17 protein-coding genes and 2 pseudogenes are annotated in these 20,651 nt (G+C 70.4%); 10 read left to right on the top strand and 9 right to left on the bottom strand.

Features of this window, described 5'->3' with window-relative positions:
* Position 1 precedes the first annotated feature (1 nt).
* Positions 2-730, bottom strand: coding sequence for a GNAT family N-acetyltransferase (locus ACJ73U_RS32495; protein WP_407781559.1), 729 nt, complete (start codon positions 728-730; stop codon positions 2-4).
* Positions 731-1,087: 357 nt separating this feature from the next.
* Here ACJ73U_RS32495 and ACJ73U_RS32490 point away from each other — a divergent pair.
* Positions 1,088-1,144, top strand: a pseudogene (locus ACJ73U_RS32490) (SEC-C metal-binding domain-containing protein); the annotation flags it as partial.
* Between the two features lie 60 nt (positions 1,145-1,204).
* On the opposite strand, the gene ACJ73U_RS32485 reads toward ACJ73U_RS32490, so the two are convergent.
* Positions 1,205-1,660 (bottom strand): hypothetical protein, encoded by a 456-nt coding sequence (locus ACJ73U_RS32485; RefSeq protein WP_407781558.1) that lies wholly within the window; start codon positions 1,658-1,660, stop codon positions 1,205-1,207.
* Between the two features lie 134 nt (positions 1,661-1,794).
* On the opposite strand from ACJ73U_RS32485, the gene ACJ73U_RS32480 reads away from it, so the two are divergent.
* Positions 1,795-2,922, top strand: a complete 1,128-nt coding sequence (locus ACJ73U_RS32480; protein WP_407781557.1) for an alpha/beta hydrolase family protein — start codon at positions 1,795-1,797, stop codon at positions 2,920-2,922.
* On the opposite strand, the gene ACJ73U_RS32475 is transcribed toward ACJ73U_RS32480, so the two are convergent.
* Positions 2,915-3,796, bottom strand: coding sequence for a hypothetical protein (locus ACJ73U_RS32475; RefSeq protein WP_407781556.1), 882 nt, complete (start codon positions 3,794-3,796; stop codon positions 2,915-2,917). The two genes, ACJ73U_RS32480 and ACJ73U_RS32475, sit on opposite strands and share 8 nt — an antisense overlap.
* 235 nt (positions 3,797-4,031) lie before the next feature.
* The gene (locus tag ACJ73U_RS32470) at positions 4,032-5,927 is read right to left on the bottom strand and encodes a UvrD-helicase domain-containing protein (protein ID WP_407781555.1); all 1,896 of its coding nucleotides are present in this window, start codon (positions 5,925-5,927) and stop codon (positions 4,032-4,034) included.
* Between the two features lie 534 nt (positions 5,928-6,461).
* Between ACJ73U_RS32470 and ACJ73U_RS32465 the strand changes: the two genes are divergently transcribed.
* The 4 genes from ACJ73U_RS32465 to ACJ73U_RS32450 are packed head-to-tail and all read left to right on the top strand — an operon-like array spanning position 6,462 to position 14,612.
* Entirely contained in the window at positions 6,462-8,066 is a 1,605-nt protein-coding gene (locus tag ACJ73U_RS32465) for a TIGR02677 family protein (protein ID WP_407781568.1), read from the top strand.
* Complete coding sequence (locus ACJ73U_RS32460) at positions 8,063-9,286, top strand: TIGR02678 family protein (protein ID WP_407781554.1); 1,224 nt, start codon at positions 8,063-8,065, stop codon at positions 9,284-9,286. Before ACJ73U_RS32465 ends, ACJ73U_RS32460 begins: the two co-directional genes overlap by 4 nt.
* Complete coding sequence (locus tag ACJ73U_RS32455) at positions 9,283-13,368, top strand: TIGR02680 family protein (RefSeq protein WP_407781553.1); 4,086 nt, start codon at positions 9,283-9,285, stop codon at positions 13,366-13,368. Before ACJ73U_RS32460 ends, ACJ73U_RS32455 begins: the two co-directional genes overlap by 4 nt.
* Positions 13,368-14,612 (top strand): TIGR02679 family protein, encoded by a 1,245-nt coding sequence (locus tag ACJ73U_RS32450; protein ID WP_407781567.1) that lies wholly within the window; start codon positions 13,368-13,370, stop codon positions 14,610-14,612. The genes ACJ73U_RS32455 and ACJ73U_RS32450 overlap by 1 nt, the downstream gene beginning before the upstream one ends.
* Positions 14,613-14,660: 48 nt before the next feature.
* Here ACJ73U_RS32450 and ACJ73U_RS32445 read toward each other — a convergent pair whose 3' ends face one another.
* The 3 genes and pseudogenes from ACJ73U_RS32445 to ACJ73U_RS32435 form a co-directional block, all read right to left on the bottom strand.
* On the bottom strand, positions 14,661-15,125 hold the full coding sequence (locus tag ACJ73U_RS32445) for a type II toxin-antitoxin system VapC family toxin (protein WP_407781552.1): 465 nt from the start codon (positions 15,123-15,125) through the stop codon (positions 14,661-14,663).
* Between the two features lie 13 nt (positions 15,126-15,138).
* On the bottom strand, positions 15,139-15,381 hold the full coding sequence (locus ACJ73U_RS32440) for a type II toxin-antitoxin system Phd/YefM family antitoxin (protein ID WP_407781551.1): 243 nt from the start codon (positions 15,379-15,381) through the stop codon (positions 15,139-15,141).
* 59 nt (positions 15,382-15,440) lie between these two features.
* Positions 15,441-15,632, bottom strand: a pseudogene (locus tag ACJ73U_RS32435) (MBL fold metallo-hydrolase); the annotation flags it as partial.
* A 63-nt stretch (positions 15,633-15,695) separates the two neighbouring features.
* Between ACJ73U_RS32435 and ACJ73U_RS32430 the strand changes: the two are divergent.
* Complete coding sequence (locus tag ACJ73U_RS32430) at positions 15,696-15,971, top strand: type II toxin-antitoxin system Phd/YefM family antitoxin (RefSeq protein WP_407781550.1); 276 nt, start codon at positions 15,696-15,698, stop codon at positions 15,969-15,971.
* On the top strand, positions 15,940-16,368 hold the full coding sequence (locus ACJ73U_RS32425) for a type II toxin-antitoxin system VapC family toxin (protein ID WP_407781549.1): 429 nt from the start codon (positions 15,940-15,942) through the stop codon (positions 16,366-16,368). The genes ACJ73U_RS32430 and ACJ73U_RS32425 overlap by 32 nt, the downstream gene beginning before the upstream one ends.
* A gap of 3 nt (positions 16,369-16,371) precedes the next feature.
* Here the strand turns inward: ACJ73U_RS32425 and ACJ73U_RS32420 are convergent, their stop codons facing one another.
* Positions 16,372-17,091, bottom strand: coding sequence for an MBL fold metallo-hydrolase (locus tag ACJ73U_RS32420; protein ID WP_407781566.1), 720 nt, complete (start codon positions 17,089-17,091; stop codon positions 16,372-16,374).
* Between the two features lie 6 nt (positions 17,092-17,097).
* Here ACJ73U_RS32420 and ACJ73U_RS32415 point away from each other — a divergent pair, with 6 nt between their 5' ends.
* Positions 17,098-17,646 carry a DUF1349 domain-containing protein gene (locus ACJ73U_RS32415; protein ID WP_407781548.1) on the top strand — a complete coding sequence of 183 codons (549 nt, stop codon included), beginning with the start codon at positions 17,098-17,100 and terminating at the stop codon, positions 17,644-17,646.
* A 24-nt stretch (positions 17,647-17,670) separates the two neighbouring features.
* Here ACJ73U_RS32415 and ACJ73U_RS32410 read toward each other — a convergent pair whose 3' ends face one another.
* Entirely contained in the window at positions 17,671-18,465 is a 795-nt protein-coding gene (locus ACJ73U_RS32410; protein ID WP_407781547.1) for a maleylpyruvate isomerase family mycothiol-dependent enzyme, read from the bottom strand.
* Positions 18,466-18,678: 213 nt separating this feature from the next.
* On the opposite strand from ACJ73U_RS32410, the gene uvrA reads away from it, so the two are divergent.
* Positions 18,679-20,651, top strand: a 1,973-nt coding sequence (gene uvrA / locus ACJ73U_RS32405) for an excinuclease ABC subunit UvrA (protein WP_407781546.1), incomplete at its 3' end; no start/stop codon positions are given.

Genomic DNA, 20,651 nt, shown 5'->3' with positions numbered 1-20,651 from the left:
CTCAGCGACTGAGGTGCACCATCGCCCCGGCCGGCGTGTACCCGACGCGCTCGTACAGCCGCTGCTCCGGCACCCCGGCCGGCGTCAGGAACACCGTCCGCCCGCCGGCGTCGTGCACGGCCGCGGTGAGGAACGCGGCGATCGCGGTGCCGATCCCACGATGCCGGAACGGCGTGCGCACGCCGATGCCGGCCACCTCGGACGTCCCGTCGACAACCGCCTCCGCGACTCCGCCGCCGGCCGCCTCCCCGGTCACGGCATCGCGTGCGAGCACGGCGAACCCGCCGGCCCGGATGCGGTCCCGTGCCTTCGTGAGGTCCGCGGTCGACACGTCGGCCACCTGGTCGAACGCCTCGAACTGCGCCGCGCGCATGCCGCGGATCTCGTCGTCGGTGGCGGGCACCACCAGCTGGATCCCGGCCGGTGTCGCCGGCACCGACACCGAGCCCGGCGGACACAGCATCACCGGGATCCGCCGCTCCACCGACCACTCGGCGGCCAGCAGCGCGGTCTCGGCGGCAGGCGCGGTGTCCACGAGGAACTCCACCCGCGGCAGCAGGCCCCGCCGCCGGTATGCCTCGGTGAGCGCGTCCACATCGGACGGTGACGGCGTGGCCCCGTCGTCCGGCACGGCGTAGTTGAGGTAGGGGTTGGTCGAGTCGGGGGAGAAGGTCGCGAGGAACGGACCGACCTGTTCGGTCGTACGCCCGGCCGCGGCGGCCCGACGCATGTGTGACTGCAAAGCAGACAAGATGAGAGAACCCTTCAGGAGCAAAGAGGAAAACGACAGGGGAAACGGCGCCACCGGCACTACGGGCGACGCCCGTGCTGGGCGTCAGGCATGAGGCGTTCCCCTTGCTCGGTCTCTCGGATCGGGGGCCAGTCTGCCACGCCCGCCGGCGATCACCAACCCTTATCCACGTGACACCGCCGGTACTGTCGGGGCACCACGACCGAGGAGGCAGCCATGCACCGCGACCTCGACGCCGAGGCGTCCTTTTGAGCCGACCAGCAAGCGCCGCAGGGGGTTCCCTCTAGCGAGACCAGGGTCAAGCGCGGCGACCGCGTCGTCGGCGAGAACACCGAGCTGGTCGAGAAACTCGGCGGCAACGACCCGTGCCCGTGCGGCTCCGGGCGGCGGTTTCCGCCGCTGCTGCCGCGCGAACGGCCGCTACGACGACACCATGGGCGACTACTACGTCCGCTAGCGCACGCCGAACGCCGCGGCGTCGTAGCTGAGGTACACGCCGAGGCCGTCGCGGTCGCCGCTCACGTGGCCCGGCAACGCGACGGCTCGCCGGTGCTGCCGCTGCAACCGGATCAGCCCGGGACACAGCCGTCCGGCGTCGTCGCTGGCCAGGCGTCCCACCCGGTGCCCGCCGAGCCACACCGCGACCGCGTTCCGGTCGACCGGGTTGCCGTGCTCGGCCACCAGCAACGCGTGGATGTCCTGCCGCACGGGCACATCAGTCTCCCGGCCGACGATCGACCACAGCACGTCCTGGTGCCCGGGCGCCCCGACGATCCGCAGGTCGTCGTACCCGAACACCTCCATGGCCCGCATGCCGTCGCACATCCACTGTGGACGCTGCGCGGTGGGTGTGGTGTCGGGGATCCCGTCTCCGGTCAGCCTCTTCCGCAACCAGTTGGCAACACCCATTCGCCTGCCACCCCCACGGTATCCGACAGTGTCCGCAAGTTCTGTCGTGATGCCGCGGGATTCGTTACGTCATACCAGGGTCTGACAAACCACGGGTCGATGTGCGCACGCCCCGAACAAGGCAAGCTCACCACATGACCACCACACGCCGCGGTTTTCTCACCCTAACGGCCGCTACGGGGCTACTCCTCGCGACGCCGCGGGCCGTCGCGGACACGCGCGCCACCTTCACGTTGCCGAGACCGTCCGGCCCGCACCCGGTGGGCGTGCGGCAACGCCATCTGGTCCAGCGCGGCCGCCCGGACCCGTGGGTTCCGGAGATCGACCGGGAGCTGATGATCAGCATCTGGTACCCGGCGCACGAGTGCACCCGCTCTCGCGCGCCCTACCTCGACCCGCTGGTGGCGCAGAAGTACACGACGGACGGCGTCCTGGGCCTCGCGCCGAACGAGGTCGACTGGACCTCACCCACTGTCACCGCCCGCCTCGAGGCCCCGCCGAACGGGCGTCACCCGTTGGTTGTCTACACCCCGGGTGCCGGCAACAGCCGCGCGCTCGGCACGGTCCTCGTGGAGGACCTGGCGAGCCACGGTTACGTGGTGGTCACCATCGACCACACGCACGAGACCGCCGTCCAGTTCCCGGGCGGCCGCCTGGTCGGCGAAGCCATCCCGGACGACCCGCCCGACCTCGAGGCGGCGAAACGCCTGTTCATGGACGCACGGGAGGCGGACGTCCACTTCGTACTCGACCAGCTGCGGCACGAGCCGACCGCCGACCTCACCCGGATCGGCGTGTTCGGCCACTCCGCGGGCGGTGTCATCGCCACCCGTGTCATGCGTGCCGACCGCCGCGTGTGGGCCGGCGCGAACCTGGACGGCTTCTTCGAGTTCGGCGAGAACCACCCGGAACGCGGCGTCGACCGGCCGTTCCTCCTGATGGGCACCGCGTCCAACCCGCAACAGCCACCACTCTTCGGCGCGGTCCGCACCCACCTGAGCGACCCCAACTGGGCGGCATTCTGGAACGCGTCGACGGGCTGGCGCCGGGACCTGGCCGTGCCACACGGCCGCCACTACACCTACACCGACGCCCAGTGGTTCGTCCCGCAGATGAACGTCGACCCCACGGGCCTGATCGGCACGGTAGGCCAACAGGTGGTCCACGCCGAACGCGACATCCTGCGCCGCCTGTTCGACACCCACCTGAAGAACCACCCAACACCGTTACCCACGTACCCGGACGTGGCCGAGGTCAAATGATCCCGTTGGCCCGCAACAGGGACAGGGTCCCGACGGTCTTGTACCCACGCCACTCCACCGCGGCGGCAGGTGAGTAGCTGTCGAAGTCGACCCGCCAGCCACCGTCCTCGTCCTGCTCGTCAGCGAGCCGCCGCAGGTCATCCGCGATGACCTGCTCGCTGAACAACCCGCGTACCGGTCGATCAGGCAACGGCGCGAAGTCGAGCGGCCGCAAGGTCTCGCCCTCGGCCCCACCAGCCACGGCCACGAGCCCGTCAGCCGGGATGAACGCACCGAGCTTGTCCAGCAGAGGCCCCGCCTCGGGATGCGTGTCATGAACGACATCGAGAAGACCAACGGCAAAACGCAACGCGATGGCGTGCGGCGCACCATCGAGCGCCGCGATGGCGTCGAAACAGTACCGAGTGGCCGTGACCAGCCAGGGATGCGCGGCCACCGCCGAGTCCCGCACCGCGACCCGATGCGCGACCTCGGCCACGAAAGCAGTGCTCTGCAAGGAGGAAACACGCGGATCAGCCTGCACCCAGAACGGCGCACACCCGGCAGGATCCCGAACCGGCACCGCGAAAGGCACCCCACCGTCAGGCAGCGAGACCCCAGCGAGCCAGTCGAAAACCTCGACAGCCCGCGCCGATTCCCCAATCTCCGCGAACACCTCCAGCGCGTGCAAGGCTCCACCGGGCTGACTCTCGGGCGCCCTCAGATCGGGCTCGAGCCCCCACCCATACCCACCATCAGCATTCCGATACCCCTCGACAGCCGCAAGCACCGCCCGAGAGGCCCCACCCCCGAACAAGAACTCGAACCGCCGCCGGTCCACCACCCGGCCATGAGTAGCGAGAAACGAGGCCGCAGCCTGGAGATCAACAGTCACACGCCCATTCTGCCGCCGCCCCACACCTGGGTCTTGAACGTTCCGGACACGCACCCACCGGCACCGCCGCTGTCGCACCGGCCACCCACTCTCGTCCGCAGTACCACAGCCGAACGACAGCGAAGACCAGTCGCATCGCCTCGGCGCACGACCTGCCGCTGTTCACCGGCAACATCGACGATTTCGCCGGTCTCGAGGACATGGTCAGGGTCCGACGCCACCGGGGAACAGGCAATCACGAGAATGGTGAAGACCCGGTTCGCGGGACTCGGTCGGCGTCGACCACGCCCCACCACAGAAAGTCACGCGCACGGGTGGCAGCGACCAGATACTGCCGTTCCCGCGACTCGCGGACTTCCTGCTCGATGTCTCTCCCCGTCGCGAGGTCGGCGGTGGACTGGATCGCGAGCACCGCTCGGAAGTCCAGTCCTTTGGCTCGGTGCACCGTGCCGATCTTCACCTTGTCGTCGAGTTCTCCCTCGTAGTGTTCGAGCTGCAGGAGCGGGATGCCGGCCCGCCGAAGTACCGCTGTGCAGCGGTCGAGGTCCCGGTGGTGGAAAACGATGACCGCGGCTTGGCCCCTGGGCACCGGCAGTTCGTTGATCGCGGCCACCAACGCGTCCGGGAGATCTCGCTCGGAACCCCGCCAGGAGCGGACCGTCCCTCCCGGGTTGGCGGGCTCCGCATCGCGCAGCGCAACCCCGGCGGCACCGTCCAGGTCGTCTACCTGGTTCGTCGCGGCGAACCGCTGGGCGAAGCCCAGCACCTCGGTCCGGTTCCGGTAGTTCACGCGGAGCACCTCGCCGCGCCCCTGAACCGGGATGCCCGCATCGGATAGCCGCCAGCCACCCGGATAGACCTGTTGCTGGCCGTCACCGACCAGCAACAGCGCATTCGGTCCGTCCCCGCCCAGCGTTCTCAGCAGACGAAGGCCGGACAACGTGATGTCCTGCACCTCATCCACGACGACCGCCGCGTACGGCTCCGCCAGCGGCCTGGCGGTCAGCTCATCGAGTGCGATACCGATCATGTCGTTGTGGTCGACGAGCTGTTTGTCGGCGAGATTGCGTTGGTACGCCTCGTACAGTCGCCAGACGCGCGTTCGTTGGCCTGCGTCCAGGCGAAGGCTGCGGCCTCGTCTGGAGACCCTGACATACTCGTCGAGCGTGCGGAGTCCCCGCCCCTTGATGACCCTGTCTATCTCGGTCTGCCAGTAGCCGGGAGTCGGCTCCAGGTCCTGCAACGAAGTCCGGTGCGCAAGCCAGGCGCGGCTGAACGCGTCGTTGACCTGGCCGGAATGTACGACCACCGCGCTGCCCCGCGACCTGAGGAAACCACGGATCCACGCATGCAGGTTGACGAACTCGACTCGCTCGGTCAGCTCCGGTGCCAGGCGCCGGAAGGACTTCTGGTGCACCGGCGGTACCGTCCGCACGAGAGTGGTGAACAACAGTGGCCCGACGCTACGTCTGGCGAGGTACCGCAACCGGTGCAGCACGACAACGGTCTTGCCGGTGCCGGCGGGACCACTGATCCTGGCCGGACCGCGGTAGTCGCGGGTCACGAGAGCCTGCTGGTGCGGGTGCAGGAACGTCAACCACGTCTCGAACGGTCGCTCCTGTGCTGCGGCGAGCTGGTCTGCCGCGAGGTCCTCGGTGTCGAACAGCTCCGCGGTCCCCGGGCCGCGGTCCGCCAGCTGGACCTGCAGGCGCAGGTATTCGGGCAGGCGCCTGGTGAGCTGACCGGTGATCGTGTCGATCTGCCGACGGTCCAGGCTCACCGCGTCTCGCTGGAACAGGCGTGGCAGCTCCTGCTCGGTGAGGGACCAGAACACCTGGCTGTGTGATGCGGCTTCGCCGCCGCTGACAGGCGTGATGGCGACGAAGTTGATGGCGCTGACCGAGAGCACCTGCCCGTGAAGGCTGCGGATGCCGGCGCATCGTTCGCCGGCATGTCGCACGATGGCTTGCGCGCCGCTCTCGTCCAGGGACTTCTCGACGATCGAGACAGCAACTACCCCGCGATGCCCGATCAGGAATGCGTCTGCCTTTGCCGCGTTCGAGCCGACCAGATCACGACGGATGAACAAACGCCATCCCTCAGCGGTGCGCGCGAGCAGGGCCACGAGCACTCTGCGAAGCAATGGTCCGAGCCCCGGCAGCCTCTGGCCAAGCGTCTCGCCGGCCTGCCGCTGGGCCTGTCGAGATGCGTGCGCGCTGAGGTTCACCCCGGCCGCCCCCAGGCACGCCAGCCAGGTGGCAACTCGTGCACACATTCGTCGTCAGCCGCGTCGCCGATCTCCTTTTCGTGGCGACCGTATCTCGGCAGGGCGCCCCAGCCACCTTGTCCAGGGTTATCGCCGCACGCGCCGCCGGCGTAGATGTCGACGGCTTTCCCAGGTTCGTCGGACATATCCCTAACATATCGATATCCAGCGACATTAGGGAGGATCACCAAACATTACCGGCCAAGCTGCGCCATTCGCCCCGCGCGTCACCTGTTGGCGGTCGGCACTCGCGTCGGTCGCCAGCCGTGCGCGCGCCATTCGTCGAACTTGGGGCGTTCCGCGCCGGGCGTGGAGTCGTCCCCCGCGCCCTGGAGGTGGACTGTGCCGCATGGCGGTGCGAGAACTGTCGGTGCGGTTCGTCAGAATGGCGTGGTGACCATGGGCCAGCATGCCGAGGGTACGACCGCGGAAGCAGTGCCGAGGCAGCCGTTCGCGCACCTGAGCGCACCGAACGCCGCTCTCTATCGCCAGGTGCTGATGACGTTCGCCCGAGCACGGGACCGGTTCATCGTGCACATGCGCCCGGAGGACGTCGTCGCCGACCTCGGGCGCGCGGGCGAGACCGACGAGGTGGTAGCCGCGCTGGACAAGCTCGTGGAGTGGGGAAACCTACGGGCCGACCCGGACACCGGCAGGGTCACGACAGTCGAGGACTTCCACCGTGCCCGCTACCTGTACCAGCTCACCGCGGCGGGCCAGGCGGCCGAGCAGGGCATAGCGGTGTACGAGGAGGCGATCGGCCGGCGCGGATCACTGCAGTCGGTCGCGCTGGCCGACATCGCCGCGCAGTTGCGTTCGCTGGCGGACTTGGCCCAGGTGACCGATCTCGATCCGGCCAAGGTGCACCTGCTGCTGCTCGGGCTGGCCGAGCGGTTCGCCGGTCTGGCCGACAACGCCCAGGCGTTCATGGCCTCGTTGCGCCGGGTGATCGACTTCGCCGACGGTGACGTCGACGCGTTCGTGGCCTACAAGCAGCGGCTCATCGACTACATCAACCGGTTCATCGCTGATCTGGCCAACCGGGGTGCCGAGATCGCCACCGTGCTCGTGCGGATCGAGTCGGCCGGTGTGGAGCGGCTGCTGCTCGTGGCGGCTCGTCGTGAGGCCGCCGATGCCGTACCCGACCTGCCCGAGGACGGGGCGCAGGACGGCGAGCCGGCCGCCGCGTACGAGGCGGCCGTCGACGCGGCGGTGAGCGCGTGGCACAACCGGTGGCGCGGTCTGCGTGACTGGTTCGTCTCGGCCGACTCGCGCCACCCGTCGCAGGCGCGGCTGTTGCGGGGTGCGGCGGTCACCGCCATCACGCAACTCATCGACACGGTCGCCGCGTTCAACGAGCGCCGGTCCGGCCGTTCGGACCGTTCCGCGGACTTCCGCACGCTGGCCCGGTGGTTCGCCGAGGCGCCGGACGACGCGGCGGCACACGCGCTGTGGCGAGCGGCCTTCGGTCTCACCCCGGCTCGACATCTGACCGTCACCCCGGACACCGCCGCCGAATGGGAGCAGGAGCGGCCGCTGCCGAACACGCCGTGGCGGGAGGCGCCGCCGGTGCGGATCAGCCCGCAGTTGCGCAAGACCGGCTCCTACGAGCGCCGGGGTCGCCCCAACCGGGTGGCCGACCGTGCCGAGCAACGGCAGTTGCTGGCCGCGCAGGCCGCCCGTGAGGCCGCCGAGACCGGCGCGGCCCGTGCGAGGCTCCGCACCGATGGCCCGGTCCTGCTCTCCGAACTGGGGGTGCTCGACACGCGGGCGTTCCGGTTGTTCCTCGGGCTGCTCGGGGACGCGCTGGCCGCCCGGCTGCCCGGCGACCCGGAAGTACGCACCACGACCAGCGACGGCACCATGGAGATCCGCATGTCACTGGTGCCCGACGGCGGCACCGTGGTGCTCCCGACCGAGGACGGTGAGCTGCGCGGCCCGCAGCACGTCGTCGAGATCGTCGACCTGACCGCGACGAGCCCCGGCACCGGAGCAGTGGCGTGACCACCGCCGTCGCCGACGAGAACCTCGCGCAGCGACGGGCGGCCCTGCGCGCGTTGCTCGCCAAACCGTTGCTGACCGCCGGCGCCGATGACGAGACGCTGCGGCTGGTTCGCCGGCACGCCGCCGACCTGCGTGAATGGCTGGCCGCCGAGACCGGTTGGCGGCTGGTCGTGGACGCGGAGTCGGCACGGTTGTTCAAGACGGTGGCGAACGGCGATGACGGAACCCATCCCGCGCGTGAGGGCAAGGGGAGGCCGGCGTTCGGTCGCCGACGCTACGTGCTGCTCTGCCTCGCGTTGGCGGTGCTGGAGCGTGCCGACGCGCAGATCACCCTCGGTCGCCTGGCGGAGGGTGTGCTGGTCGCGGCCAGCGAGCCGGAGCTGGCCGACGCCGGCGTCGTGTTCACCCTCAGCCGCCGCGACGAGCGGTCCGACCTCGTGGCCGTTGTCCGGCTGCTCCTGAGTCTCGGGGTCCTGCAGCGGGTCGCCGGGGACGAGGACGCCTATCTGACCGCCACCGGCGACGTCCTCTACGACGTGCGCCGCCGGGTGCTCGCGGCCCTGCTCACCGGCACCCGCGGACCGTCGACGATCGAGGTGGCCGGGCACGTCGATCGTCTCGCCGAGCTGACCGGGGAGTCCGTACCGGACACCGACGACCTGCGTAACCGGGCGCTTCGGCACCGGGTGACCAGACGCCTGCTCGACGACCCGGTGGTCTACTACGACGAGCTGTCCGACGACGAGCGCGGCTATCTGGTCAGCCAGCGGCACGCGATCACCCGGCGGATCGAGCAGGCCACCGGCTTGGTCGCGGAGATGCGGGCCGAGGGCGTCGCGATGGTCGACCCGGACGACGAGCTGACCGACGTGCGCATGCCCGAGCAGCGCACCGACGGCCACGTGACCCTGCTGGTCGCCGAGTACCTGGCCCGCCACGGTGCCGGGTCGGTCACGCTGGACCGGTTGCGTGCGCATGTCCGGGCGATGGCCAGAGAACACGAAACCTACTGGCGGCGCGGCGTCACCGAGCCGGGCGCCGACGCGGAGCTGCTGGCTGTCGCGCTGGAGAAGTTGCGTGCGCTGCGGCTCGTCGCGGACGCCCCCGGCGATCCGCCGGCGGTGCTCGCCCGGCCGGCGATCGCCCGCTACGCCGTACAGGCGCCGACCATCCGCACCGGACCGGCGGACCGTTCGACGAGGAAGAGGAACCGCACGTGACTGATCGTCCGACCCCGCGTCGCGAGCGCTGGCAGCCGCTGCGCGCCGGGCTGGTCGACCTGTTCTATTACGACGTCGAGGAGTTCCACTTCCACGACGGGCGGCTGCTCCTGCGCGGCAACAACGGCACCGGGAAGTCCAAGGTGCTCGCGCTGACCCTGCCCTTCCTGCTGGACGGCGAGCTCGCCGCGCACCGGGTCGAGCCGGACGGCGACCGCAACAAGCGGATGGAGTGGAATCTGCTGCTGGGCGGAAAACATCCCCATCCGGAGCGGTTGGGCTACGCCTGGCTGGAGTTCGGCCGGCTGGCCGACGGCGTCGCGGAGTACCGCACGATCGGCGCCGGCCTCAAGGCCGTGGCGGGGCGGGGCATCGCCCGGCACTGGTTCTTCGTCAGCAGCCAGCGCGTCGGTGGGGAGCTGTCCCTGCTGAGCCCAACGCGGGTCGCGCTGACCAGGGAGAAGCTGCGCGAAGCGGTGGACGGGCACGGCGCGGTGTACGACACCGCGTCGGACTACCGCCGCGCGGTGGACGAGGCGCTGTTCGGGTTGGGCACACACCGCTACGAGGCCCTGGTCAACCTGCTGATCCAGCTGCGCCAGCCGCAACTGTCCAAGAAGCCGGACGAGAAGCTGCTGTCCCGCGCGTTGACCGAGGCGCTGCCGCCGCTCGACCCCGCGCTCGTCACCACGGTCGCCGAGGCCTTCCGCGGTCTGGACGAGGAGCGGGAGGCGCTGCGCGGGCTGGCCGAGGCCAGGGCCGCGGCGGAGGCGTTCCTCACCCACTACCGCCGCTACGCCGGCATCGCGGCCAAGCGGTGCGCCACCCCGGTGCGCCAGGCACACAGCCGCTACGAGCAACTCGGCCGTGAGCTCGGTGACGCCGAGGCCGCGCATGCGGCAGCGCACGAAGCGCTCGCCGCCGCCGAGGAACGCCTCGAGGAGCTGGCCGCCGTCGAGAACACGCTCGAAGCGCGGCGCACCGCGTTGCAGCGGAGTCCCGAGATGCGTGACGCCGAGGCGTTGACGAGCGCCGGTGAGGACGCTGAGCGGCTCGACCGGTTCGCCACCGCCCGGGAAGCGGATCGGGACACCGCGACGGAGAACGCCCGGCGCCGACAGGAGCAGCTGGCCAGAGCCGGAGAGGACGCCGAGGCCGACGAGGCGGCCTTCCACGCCGCACGGGAGGCGGCCCAGGACGCCGCCGTCGCGGCTCTGCTGGCTGACGGACACCAGGCGGTGCTCGCCGAACTGGCCACCGACGCGCCGCCGTTCGCGGCCGCCGGCCGGGCGGGCGACGCGCTGATCGACCAGCGGGTCTCGGCACTGTCCCGGCTGGAAGCTCTGCTGGCCGAGGTGCGTGCGGCCGAGGCGGCACTGCGTGCGGCTCGCGCCGAGGTGGACCGGATCACCGGCGAGCAGCAGGCCGCGGCCGACAGGATCACCTCGGCGGACGGCGTGGTGGCAGAACGAGCCGCGGCGCTGGCCGCCGCCTACACCCGGTACTTCGACGCGGCCGTGTACTTCCGTGTTGACGAGCCGGAGGACGTGCTCGCCGCCCTGGAGGCGTGGATCGACGCGCCGGCCGGACCGAACCCGGCCGAGTCGGCGGTGAACGACGCGGTCCGTGCGGCCACCGCGGAGCTGAGCCGGCGGCAGGCCGACGTGGACACGCGGCGGGTCGCGGCCGAACGGGAGCGTGCCGCCGTCGCCGAGGAGGCCGACCGGTTGCGGGAAGGCGGCCATGACGTTCCGCCGCCGTCGCACACCCGCGACGCGAGTCGCCGGACCGGGCTGCCCGGTGCCCCGCTGTGGAAGGTGGTGGACTTCACCCCGGCTCTTCCCCAAGATCATCGAGCTGGCATCGAGGCCGCTCTGGAGGCCGCCGGCATCCTCGACGCGTGGGTCACGCCCGACGGCGAGCTGCTGGACGCCGTAGCTGATGACGTCATCGTCCGTCCCGGCGACCCGGTGTCGGCGGGCGCCAACCTGACCGCCGTGTTGACCACGGCCATCGACCGCGACGACCCGCACGCGGCCGAACTCACCGATGCCGCGGTCGGCTCGGTGCTGGCCACCATCGGTCTCGGCCCCGTGGCACCCACCTGGGTCGATGTGGACGGCCGGTTCGCGAACGGCCCACTCACCGGTTCCTGGCACAAGCCCGCCGCCGTCTACCTCGGTGAGGGAGCACGGGAGGCCGCGCGCCGGGCCAGGCTCGCCGAACTCGAGGAGGAACTGGCCGGCCTCCAGCGCCGACTCGACGAGCTGGCCGATCTCGCCGACGAACTGGCGGACCAGGCCGACGCCCTGTTCGCCGAGCAGCGGTCCCGCCCTTCCGACGCCGACCTGCTGCAGGCACACGTCAAGCTCGCGGCCGAGCACGAGGCCAGACGCCGACTCGACGCGCAGCTGGCCGAAGCGACGGAGATCGCGGCGCGGCGGCAGGCCGCGGAGCGGACGGCACGGGTCGAGATGACCGAGTTCGCCGGCGATGTACGCCTGCCGCCGGCGGACCTCGCACTGGCGTCGGTTCGTGCGGCGCTCGGTGACTACCGGGTGGCGCTGGCCGGGTTGTGGCCGGCGGCGCGGGCAGCCGACCGAGCACGGAACGCGGTCCGACAGGCCGAACAGGAGCACGGCGCCGCGGTAGCCGCGCTCGAGCGGAGCATCGCCGCCGCCGAACGGGCACGCGGTGAGGCGGACGCCGCGGCCGAACGCCACCGCGTGCTGGTCGAGACCGCTGGCGCGGGAGTCGACGAGCTGTACCGCAAGCTGGACGCGGTCGCGACCGAGCTGTCCGTGCGCGACGAACAGGAGCGGGCCGCCCGCCGGGCCGCGGACGAGGCCCGCGACGAGCGCGGCAAGGCCGACGGCCGGCGGGAGACCCTGCGGGCGTCGATCGACACCGCGGCAGGAGAACGGGACCACGCCATCGTCGCGTTGCGTGCTTTCGTGGCCACCGGGCTGCTGCGCACCGTACTACCCGACCTGCCGACACCCGATCCGGCAGAGGAATGGGCGCCGACACCGGCCGTCGCGGTGGCCCGAGCCGTCAACGCGGCGCTCGAGACCGTCGACGACACCGACCGGCCGTGGGAGCTGGTGCAGCAGCGCGTCTCGGCCGAGCACAAGCTGCTCACCGACGCCTTGTCCCGGCACGGGCACTCGGTCGGCCTGACCGTCCGCGACGGCGTCATCGTGGTGGATGTGCTCTTCCAGGGTCGCAACCAGGACATCCCCACGCTCGTCACAGGGCTCGAGGTCGAGACCGAGCACCGGGCGACGCTGCTGTCCGCGAAGGAACGGGAGATCCTGGAGAACCACCTGGTCAACGAGGTGGCCGGCACCCTCCAGGAGTTGATCACCGGCGCGGAGAGCCAGGTGACCGCCATCAACGCGGACCTGGCGGATCGCCCGACCTCGACCGGCATGCGGCTGCGGCTGCGGTGGCGGGCGGCACGCACAGCGCCAGAAGGGCTCGGCAGGGTCCGTGACCGCCTGCTCCGGCAGACCGCCGACGCCTGGAGCGCCGACGACCGTGCCGCGGTCGGCGCCTTCCTGCAGGAACAGATCAACCGCGAGCACGCCGAGGACACCTCGGGCGGCTGGGTGGAGCAGCTGACCAGGGCACTGGACTACCGCGGCTGGCACGAGTTCACCATCCAGCGTTACCAGGACGGCGAGTGGCGCCCCGCGACCGGACCGGCCTCGGGCGGGGAGCGGGTACTGGCCGCGTCGGTCCCGCTGTTCGCCGCCGCGTCGTCGTTCTACACCTCGGCAGGCAACCCGCACGCACCGCGCCTCGTGGCTCTGGACGAGGCGTTCGCCGGTGTGGACGACGACTCCCGCGCCAAGTGCCTCGGCCTGTTGGCGGCCTTCGACCTCGACGTGATGATGACCAGTGAGCGCGAGTGGGGCTGCTACCCGCAGGTGCCCGGCCTGGCGATCGCCCAGCTCACCCGCCGCGAGGGCATCGACGCGGTGCTGGTCACGCCCTGGCGGTGGGACGGCCGCGAGCGGGTGCGCCTGGACCGACCGGCGTCCTACCTCCCGGCGCCCGAGGATCTGGTCGACGTGTGATGGCGGACGAGGCCCGCCTGCGCCGGCTGCTCGGTGGTGAGCACACCGCCTGGCTGCTCGACCGCGTTCGCCGCCGACTGGAGCAGGGCAGGCCCGTGACGGGCACGGTCACGCTCACCGAGGCCAGCCTGGAACAGCGCCGTGCGATCGAGCGCCTGCTCGGCCGGCGCGCCGGAACCGGCACGTCGCTGACGGTGTCGCTGAACGACGTCGATGCCGTCGTGCGCGCCAGCGGCGCCGCGCCGGACGGACTGGCCGCGGCGGCCAGGGTTCTCCTCGGCGAGGTGCCCGACCGGGCCGCGGCGGCCGCCGCGGAGTCGGCGGCGTGGTCGGCGGCGTGTCTGCCGCTGGACGCGCTCGTTCAGCGGCGGCCCGAACTGACGACCTGGCGCGCCTGGCTCGACGCCACCGGCATGGTCCGCAGGGTGGCGTCAACCCCGGCCGACGCGTCAGTGGTGGTCGAAGCCTTGGTGCGGGTGCTGGACGCGTTGCCGTCGACCGGCCTCGCACTGGGCAGGCTCGCGGCGACGGCGACCGGCGACGCGCACGCGCTGGACGACGGCAGGCCGCTGTCCACGTTGTCGCTGGGTGCGATCCGCGTGCTGGCCGGAGCGCCTCCGGCCGGCGACGGTTCGGCTGCCGAACGGCGCGCGGCCTGGGCCGCCGTGGGCGTGCACCGGGACGAGCTGTCCTCCACGGTGCTGTGCCTGGGGTTGCCCGGCGGCACCGCGACCGCTGTGGGCCAGGTGGTCGCACTGGCTCGTGAGGCCGGGGAGCCCTGCGTGCTGACCCTGCGCCAGCTCGGCCGGGACCGCCCGGACGTCGGCGCCGGTGCCGGCCTGGTGCATGTGTGCGAGAACCCGATCGTGGTGGCCTGTGCCGCCGACGAGCTGGGTTCGGCGTGTCCGCCCCTGGTGTGCCTGAGCGGCCACCCGTCCGCGGCGGCACTCCGCCTGCTCACGGTGCTGGTCGCCGATGGCGCCCGCCTCGCCTACCACGGCGACTTCGACTGGGGCGGCATCCGCATCGCCAACGCACTGCGCGAGCGGTTCACCTGGGCACCGTGGCTGTTCGACGTGGGGGCCTACCGGTCCGCGCTCGCCTCGGTGACCGGCGGCGCGCTCACCGGCCGCCCCGTCGACGCCGTCTGGGACCCCGACCTACGGCCCGCCCTGGAACAGCACGGTGTCCACGTCCAGGAGGAGTTGGTGCTGCCCGACCTCATGGCCGAACTTGCCGGCTGAGTTCCGGTGACGGCGGTATCGCAGTGGCGGTGAACAGCGTGGCAATGATCAACGATCTTCGTGAGGTACGAGAGGGTGGGTGACCGACACGACGGTGAGCAGGTTCCGAAGCCCGTCGAAGTCGTCTGGATTCGTCGTGTACAGCGGTAGTTCCTCCGCGATCGCGGTAGCCGCGATCATCAGATCGATGGCTCGACGGCGCGGCTTTCGTCCAACGGCCACAACCGAAGCGGTCACTCGACCGTAGATCCTGGCCGCCTCGACACCGAATGGGATGGGATCGAACTCGTGCTCGGCCCGTTGGAGTACGTCCAGGCGGCGAGCGCGTTCCGCATGCTCGTCGTAGGTCCCCTGCTCGCTGTTCGGTCGCACCTGGTGTGGCCCCGCGGAGAGTTCGGCGAGGGTAATCGCACTGATCGCCATCTCGTTTGGTAGTTCGGCTGGATCGACCCGGCGGCGCAGGATCAGAATGTTCGTGTCGAGGACGCCCTGGTCATGGCCGCTACCGCTCATAGGGGTCTGCGAGTTACTGATCGGCTGCGGCGGTCTGGTCGGTGCGGAACGCATCGATGTCGATGGTTGCGGCGTTGCGCGACATGGCGACGAACTCATCCCGAGCAACAAAGCGCCGACGTCGACGCAACGGGATCAGCTCGCCGATTTCGTGGCCGTCTCGGGTGACCGTGAACGATTGGCCGCCTTCGACGGCATCCATGATCTCTTTGGACCGGCTTCGAAGGTCGCGTTGCGTGATCTCGGGCTGGGCCATGACATCCAGGCTAGGTGATTTGTGCTACCGGGTGCCACGGTGTAGCACGTCGGATGGCGTCACCAGCCGCGGGCGCGCCACTCGTCGAGGTGTGACCGTTCGGTCCCGAGGGTCGAGTCGTCCCCGTGCCCGGGGTAGAACCAGGTGTCATCAGGCAGCTTGTCGAAGATCCGCGACGACACGTCGTTGATCAGCGAGGAGAAGTTCTCGGGCGACGTGGTCCGTCCGACCCCGCCCGGGAACAGCGTATCGCACTCGCGGTGAACACAGCTGCGCGCGTAGCTTATTGAGCTACATGGGGCTACACTCTTGGTATGAAGGTCATCTCCCAACGCGAGTTCCGCAACAACTCCGCCGCGGTCATGAATGCGGTGGAGGCGGGGGAGATCTATCACGTCACCCGCAACGGCGTCGCCGTGGCTGAGTTGCGTCCGCTGTCTCGCCGGCGTCGGCTGAGCGCGGGCGAGTTGGTCGAGCGGCACCGGAAGCTTCCTCAGGTCGACTTCGCGCTCATGCGGCATGAGGCCGACGAACTGTTCGGGGAAGATCGAGTTGGCGATGACGATCCATGGGCACGTGCCCGTGGCTGACCGCTACGAGTCTGGCGTTCTGGACACCTGCACGTACATCGACCTCGGTCAGCTCGATCCCGCGTACTTGCCGGAAGTTCCGGAGATCACCGCGATCACGATGGCGGAGTTGCAGCAGGGGGTCGCCATGGCGAAGAACGCGATCACCAGGGCGGCCAGGACCGAGTTGCTCGGCGCCGCCATCGTCGACTTCGATCCGCTGCCTTTCGACGGTGAGGCGGCTGCCCGTTACGGCACGCTGGTAGCCCTGACCGTTGAAGCCAAACGAGATCCCAGACCACGTCGTCTGGACTTGATGATCGCGGCCATTGCCTCGGCACATAACTTGCCGCTGTTCACCCGCAATATCGACGATTTCGCCGGGCTCGCGGACATGGTCACGGTCATCTCCGTGTGAGGTTCACCAGCCGCGTTGGCGCCACTCGTCAAGATGAGGCCGCTCAATCCCGAGCGTGGAGTCGTCCCCATGTCCGGGGTAGAACCACGTGTCGTCCGGCAGCTTGTCGAAGATCCGCGACGACACGTCGTTGATCAGCGAGGAGAAGTTCTCCGGCGACGTGGTCCGTCCCACGCCACCAGGGAAGAGCGAGTCCCCTGTGAACAGGTGTCCGTGACCGGCGGGGTCGCGGTACAGCAGCGCCAGCGACCCGGGCGTGTGCCCGCGCAGGTGGATCACCTCGAGTACGCAGTCGCCGACCGGCACGGTGTCGCCCTGGGTGACGAAGCGGTCCGGCGGCACGGGGAGCGGGCTGGCGTCCTCCTCGTGGGCGATCGTGTTCGCGCCGTACGCGCCCGCGATCGCGCCGAGGGCGCCCCAGTGGTCCTGGTGCTGGTGGGTCGTGACGATCGTGCGCAGGGTCGGGCGGTCGGCGTCGTGGCCGATGAGGTCGGAGAGGCGGTCCGGTTCGTTCGCGGCGTCGATCAGCAGCGCCTCCCGGGTGTTCCGGCACACCAGCAGGTAGGCGTTGTTGTCCATGGGACCAACGGAGATCTTGGTGATCGTGAGCGCGTCCAGCGTGCGGCGCGCGGCCGACCCGCTGGGCTCGACATGACCGGTGTACTCATCGACGACGTCCACGACCGCTGACCCTAGCGGCTGGCCCCGGCGCGCTGACAGCATGGCCACGTGGATCACCTGATCAAGAACGGCTGGCGCTGGCTCAACGAGCCGGCCCGGTGGGACGGCGACACGATCACGGCCGACCCCGAGACCGACCTCTGGCGCACCACCCACTACGGCTTCGTGCACGGCTCGGGGCACATCCTGGGCACCGACCGGACGGGTGACTTCGAGCTGACCGTCACCTTCTCGGGGGACTACCAGGCGCTGTACGACCAGGCCGGCATCGGCCTGTGGATCGACGACCGCAACTGGATCAAGAGCGGCATCGAACTGGTCGAGGGCCGGCACCTGCTCTCCGCCGTCGTCACCCGCGACGTGTCCGACTGGTCGGTCGTCCCGCTGGCCGAACCGGCCGAGCGGGTCACGGTCAAGGCCGCCCGGGAGGGCGACGCGGTCACCATCCACTACGGGCTGAACGGCGCTCCACCTGCGGAGATGCTCCGCCTCGCGTACTTCCCGCCGGAACTGTCGGTGCTCGCTGGTGTGATGTGCGCGTCACCGACCGGGAAGGGGTTCGCCACACGGTTCGAGAACATCACGATCCAGCCCTGAGCCAACGGCCAGCGGCGTCGGAAGCTAGCCCCACGCGGGGAGCACGGGTACCTCACCCCGCAGGGACGCGCCGTCTCCGCGGCCGGTGACCCACGCCACGACGTCCGCGGCGGGACCCGCCACCTCGTACGTCCGGTCGTCGTGACCACCGGCCAGGTCCCAGGTTCGCGTCCGGTCCCCGGGCAGCTCGGCGGTGAGCCGCACCGCCGGCCAGTCCGGCGAGGCGAGGTGCGGGGCGAGTGCCGTCTCCAGGAGCTGCTCGAGGTGGCCTTCCGGCACGTCCGCGAACGTGACCCCGGCGTCGAGGTCCACCAGGTGCACCCACACCTCGTGCAACCGCATGACCGGCACGTCGGACGCCGGGATCGGCCCCTGCATCCGCGCGGCGACCGTCGCCGACCAGTACTTCTCGGACAGCTCCGTGGCCGCGACCAGGAACCGGGCGTTGGCCGCCCGCAGGTCCTCGCGCAGGACCTGCGCGAGCCGGTCGGCGCCCTCCTCGATGTCGGCGTCACGGTCGGCCCTGCTCGCGTACATTGGATGCTCGACGCCGGTGCGCGCCCAGGTGAGCAGGTTGACCAGCGCGTCGGCGTTGCGGGCAAGGTGGGTCACGACATGCGCTCTCGACCACCCGGGCAGCCGGCTCGGTTGGTGGATGGTGCGGTCGTCGAGTCCTGAGACAATGAGATCGAGCCTCTCGGTCGCCTCGCGTACCAACGGAAGCAGGCGCACCGCGCGCGCCGCCGCCGGCCGCTCGCCGGCGCGCCGCTGTGCGGGCACGCCGTTCTGCTGGACCGATGCCTCGGGTGAGATGCTCATACCGCCCGTCCCCGCGTGTTGGCAGCAAGACATGACTCGAAAACCAGACTTGGTTACCTCAGCAGCGTAGGTGATCACGGCGGGTGACCGATACCCACGGGCAGCGACCCGTCCGGAATTGTCGGTGCCCCGTCCTAGAGTGGGCCGCGGCCACACCGCTCGGCTCGGAACCGGCTCGTGACCAGTCAAAAGAGGAACTTCGAAGGGACTTCAGTGGCTGACCGCCTCGTCGTTCGCGGTGCCAGGGAGCACAACCTGCGCGGCGTTGACATCGACCTGCCCAGGAACAGCATGATCGTGTTCACCGGGCTGTCCGGGTCCGGCAAGTCGAGCCTGGCGTTCGACACGATCTTCGCCGAGGGGCAGCGCCGGTACGTGGAATCGCTCTCGGCGTACGCCCGGCAGTTCCTCGGCCAGATGGACAAGCCGGACGTCGACTTCATCGAGGGTCTGTCCCCGGCGGTGTCGATCGACCAGAAGTCGACCAACCGCAACCCGAGGTCGACCGTCGGCACGATCACCGAGGTCTACGACTACCTGCGCCTGCTGTTCGCGCGCGCGGGCAAGCCGCACTGCCCGCAGTGCGGCGAGCCGATCAGCAAGCAGACGCCGCAGCAGATCGTCGACCAGGTCATGGCCATGGAGGAGGGCCTGCGGTTCCAGGTCCTCGCACCGGTGATCCGCGGCCGCAAGGGCGAGTACGTCGACCTGTTCTCCTCACTGCAGTCCCAGGGCTACTCCCGCGCGCGCGTGGACGGCGCGGTGCACCAGCTGACCGACCCGCCGAAGCTGAAGAAGCAGGAGAAGCACGACATCGCGGTCGTGATCGACCGGCTGCAGGTCAAGGCCGGCTCGAAGCGCCGGCTCACCGACTCGGTCGAGACCGCGCTGCGCCTGGCCGACGGGCTCGTGGAGCTGGAGTTCGTCGACCTGCCGGAGCACGACCCGAACCACATCAGGGGCTTCTCCGAGAACCTGGCCTGCCCCAACGGCCACCCGCTCGCGGTCGAGGACTTCGAACCGAGGTCGTTCTCGTTCAACTCCCCCTACGGCGCGTGCCCGGTCTGCACGGGCATCGGCGTCCGCCAGGAGGTGGACCCCGAGCTGGTCGTGCCCGACCCGGAGCTGAGCCTCGCCGACGGCGCCATCGCCCCGTGGGCGGGCGGCCAGACCGCGGAGTACTTCGAGCGGTTGCTGACCTCGCTCTCCGAGGCCATCGGGTTCCGGATGGACATGCCGTGGCGCAAGCTGTCGGCCAGGGCGCAGAAGGCGGTGCTGCACGGCACGGCGGACCAGGTGCACGTCCGCTACCGCAACCGGTACGGGCGCGAGCGGTCGTACTACGCCAACTACGAGGGCGTGATCCCGTTCCTCGAGCGGCGCCAGGAGCAGACCGAGTCCGAGTACATGCGGGAGAAGTACGAGGGCTACATGCGGGAGGTGCCGTGCCCCGCGTGCGAGGGCACCCGCCTCAAGCCGGAGATCCTCGCGGTCACGCTCACCCACAAGAAGGAGGGGCCGCGGTCGATCGCCGAGGTCACCTCGCTGTCGATCAGCGAGTGCGCGGAGTTCCTGGCCGGCCTGCAGCTCGGCCGCCGCGAGCAGGCGATCGCCGGCGCGGTGCTCAAGGAGATCCAGGCCCGCCTGCGCTTCCTGCTGGACGTCGGCCTCGACTACCTGTCCCTGGACCGCGCGGCCGGCACCCTCTCCGGCGGCGAGGCACAGCGGATCCGCCTGGCCACGCAGATCGGCTCGGGTCTGGTCGGCGTGCTGTACGTCCTGGACGAGCCGTCGATCGGCCTGCACCAGCGCGACAACCACCGCCTGATCGAGACGCTGACCCGCCTGCGTGACCTGGGCAACACCCTGATCGTCGTCGAGCACGACGAGGACACCATCCGCACGTCCGACTGGGTGGTCGACATCGGCCCTGGCGCGGGCGAGCACGGCGGCGAGATCGTGCACAGCGGCACGTACGAGAAGCTGCTGAAGAACAAGAAGTCGCTGACGGGCGCGTACCTGTCGGGCCGCGAGCGGATCGAGCTCCCGGCGATCCGCCGGCCGGTGGACAAGAAGCGCCAGCTGACCGTCGTCGGCGCGCGTGAGCACAACCTGCGCAGTATCGACGTGTCGTTCCCGCTGGGCTGCATGTTATATGTGAAGTGCGTGTTGTTGTGTTTGATTTT

Origin of the sequence: Actinophytocola sp. (assembly GCF_045807065.1) — a bacterium.
Taxonomy (GTDB): domain Bacteria; phylum Actinomycetota; class Actinomycetes; order Mycobacteriales; family Pseudonocardiaceae; genus Actinophytocola.
This window is presented reverse-complemented; position numbering and strand designations above follow the sequence as displayed.

Excerpts from the sequence above, each read along its gene's own strand:
- ACJ73U_RS32495 (WP_407781559.1), bottom strand. The coding sequence starts at position 730 with ATGCGTCGGGCCGCCGCGGCCGGGCGTACGACCGAACAGGTCGGTCCG.
- ACJ73U_RS32485 (WP_407781558.1), bottom strand. The coding sequence starts at position 1,660 with ATGGGTGTTGCCAACTGGTTGCGGAAGAGGCTGACCGGAGACGGGATC.
- ACJ73U_RS32480 (WP_407781557.1), top strand. The coding sequence starts at position 1,795 with ATGACCACCACACGCCGCGGTTTTCTCACCCTAACGGCCGCTACGGGG.
- ACJ73U_RS32465 (WP_407781568.1), top strand. The coding sequence starts at position 6,462 with ATGGGCCAGCATGCCGAGGGTACGACCGCGGAAGCAGTGCCGAGGCAG.
- ACJ73U_RS32450 (WP_407781567.1), top strand. The coding sequence starts at position 13,368 with ATGGCGGACGAGGCCCGCCTGCGCCGGCTGCTCGGTGGTGAGCACACC.
- ACJ73U_RS32445 (WP_407781552.1), bottom strand. The coding sequence starts at position 15,125 with ATGAGCGGTAGCGGCCATGACCAGGGCGTCCTCGACACGAACATTCTG.
- ACJ73U_RS32440 (WP_407781551.1), bottom strand. The coding sequence starts at position 15,381 with ATGGCCCAGCCCGAGATCACGCAACGCGACCTTCGAAGCCGGTCCAAA.
- ACJ73U_RS32430 (WP_407781550.1), top strand. The coding sequence starts at position 15,696 with ATGAAGGTCATCTCCCAACGCGAGTTCCGCAACAACTCCGCCGCGGTC.
- ACJ73U_RS32425 (WP_407781549.1), top strand. The coding sequence starts at position 15,940 with ATGACGATCCATGGGCACGTGCCCGTGGCTGACCGCTACGAGTCTGGC.
- ACJ73U_RS32420 (WP_407781566.1), bottom strand. The coding sequence starts at position 17,091 with ATGCTGTCAGCGCGCCGGGGCCAGCCGCTAGGGTCAGCGGTCGTGGAC.
- ACJ73U_RS32410 (WP_407781547.1), bottom strand. The coding sequence starts at position 18,465 with ATGAGCATCTCACCCGAGGCATCGGTCCAGCAGAACGGCGTGCCCGCA.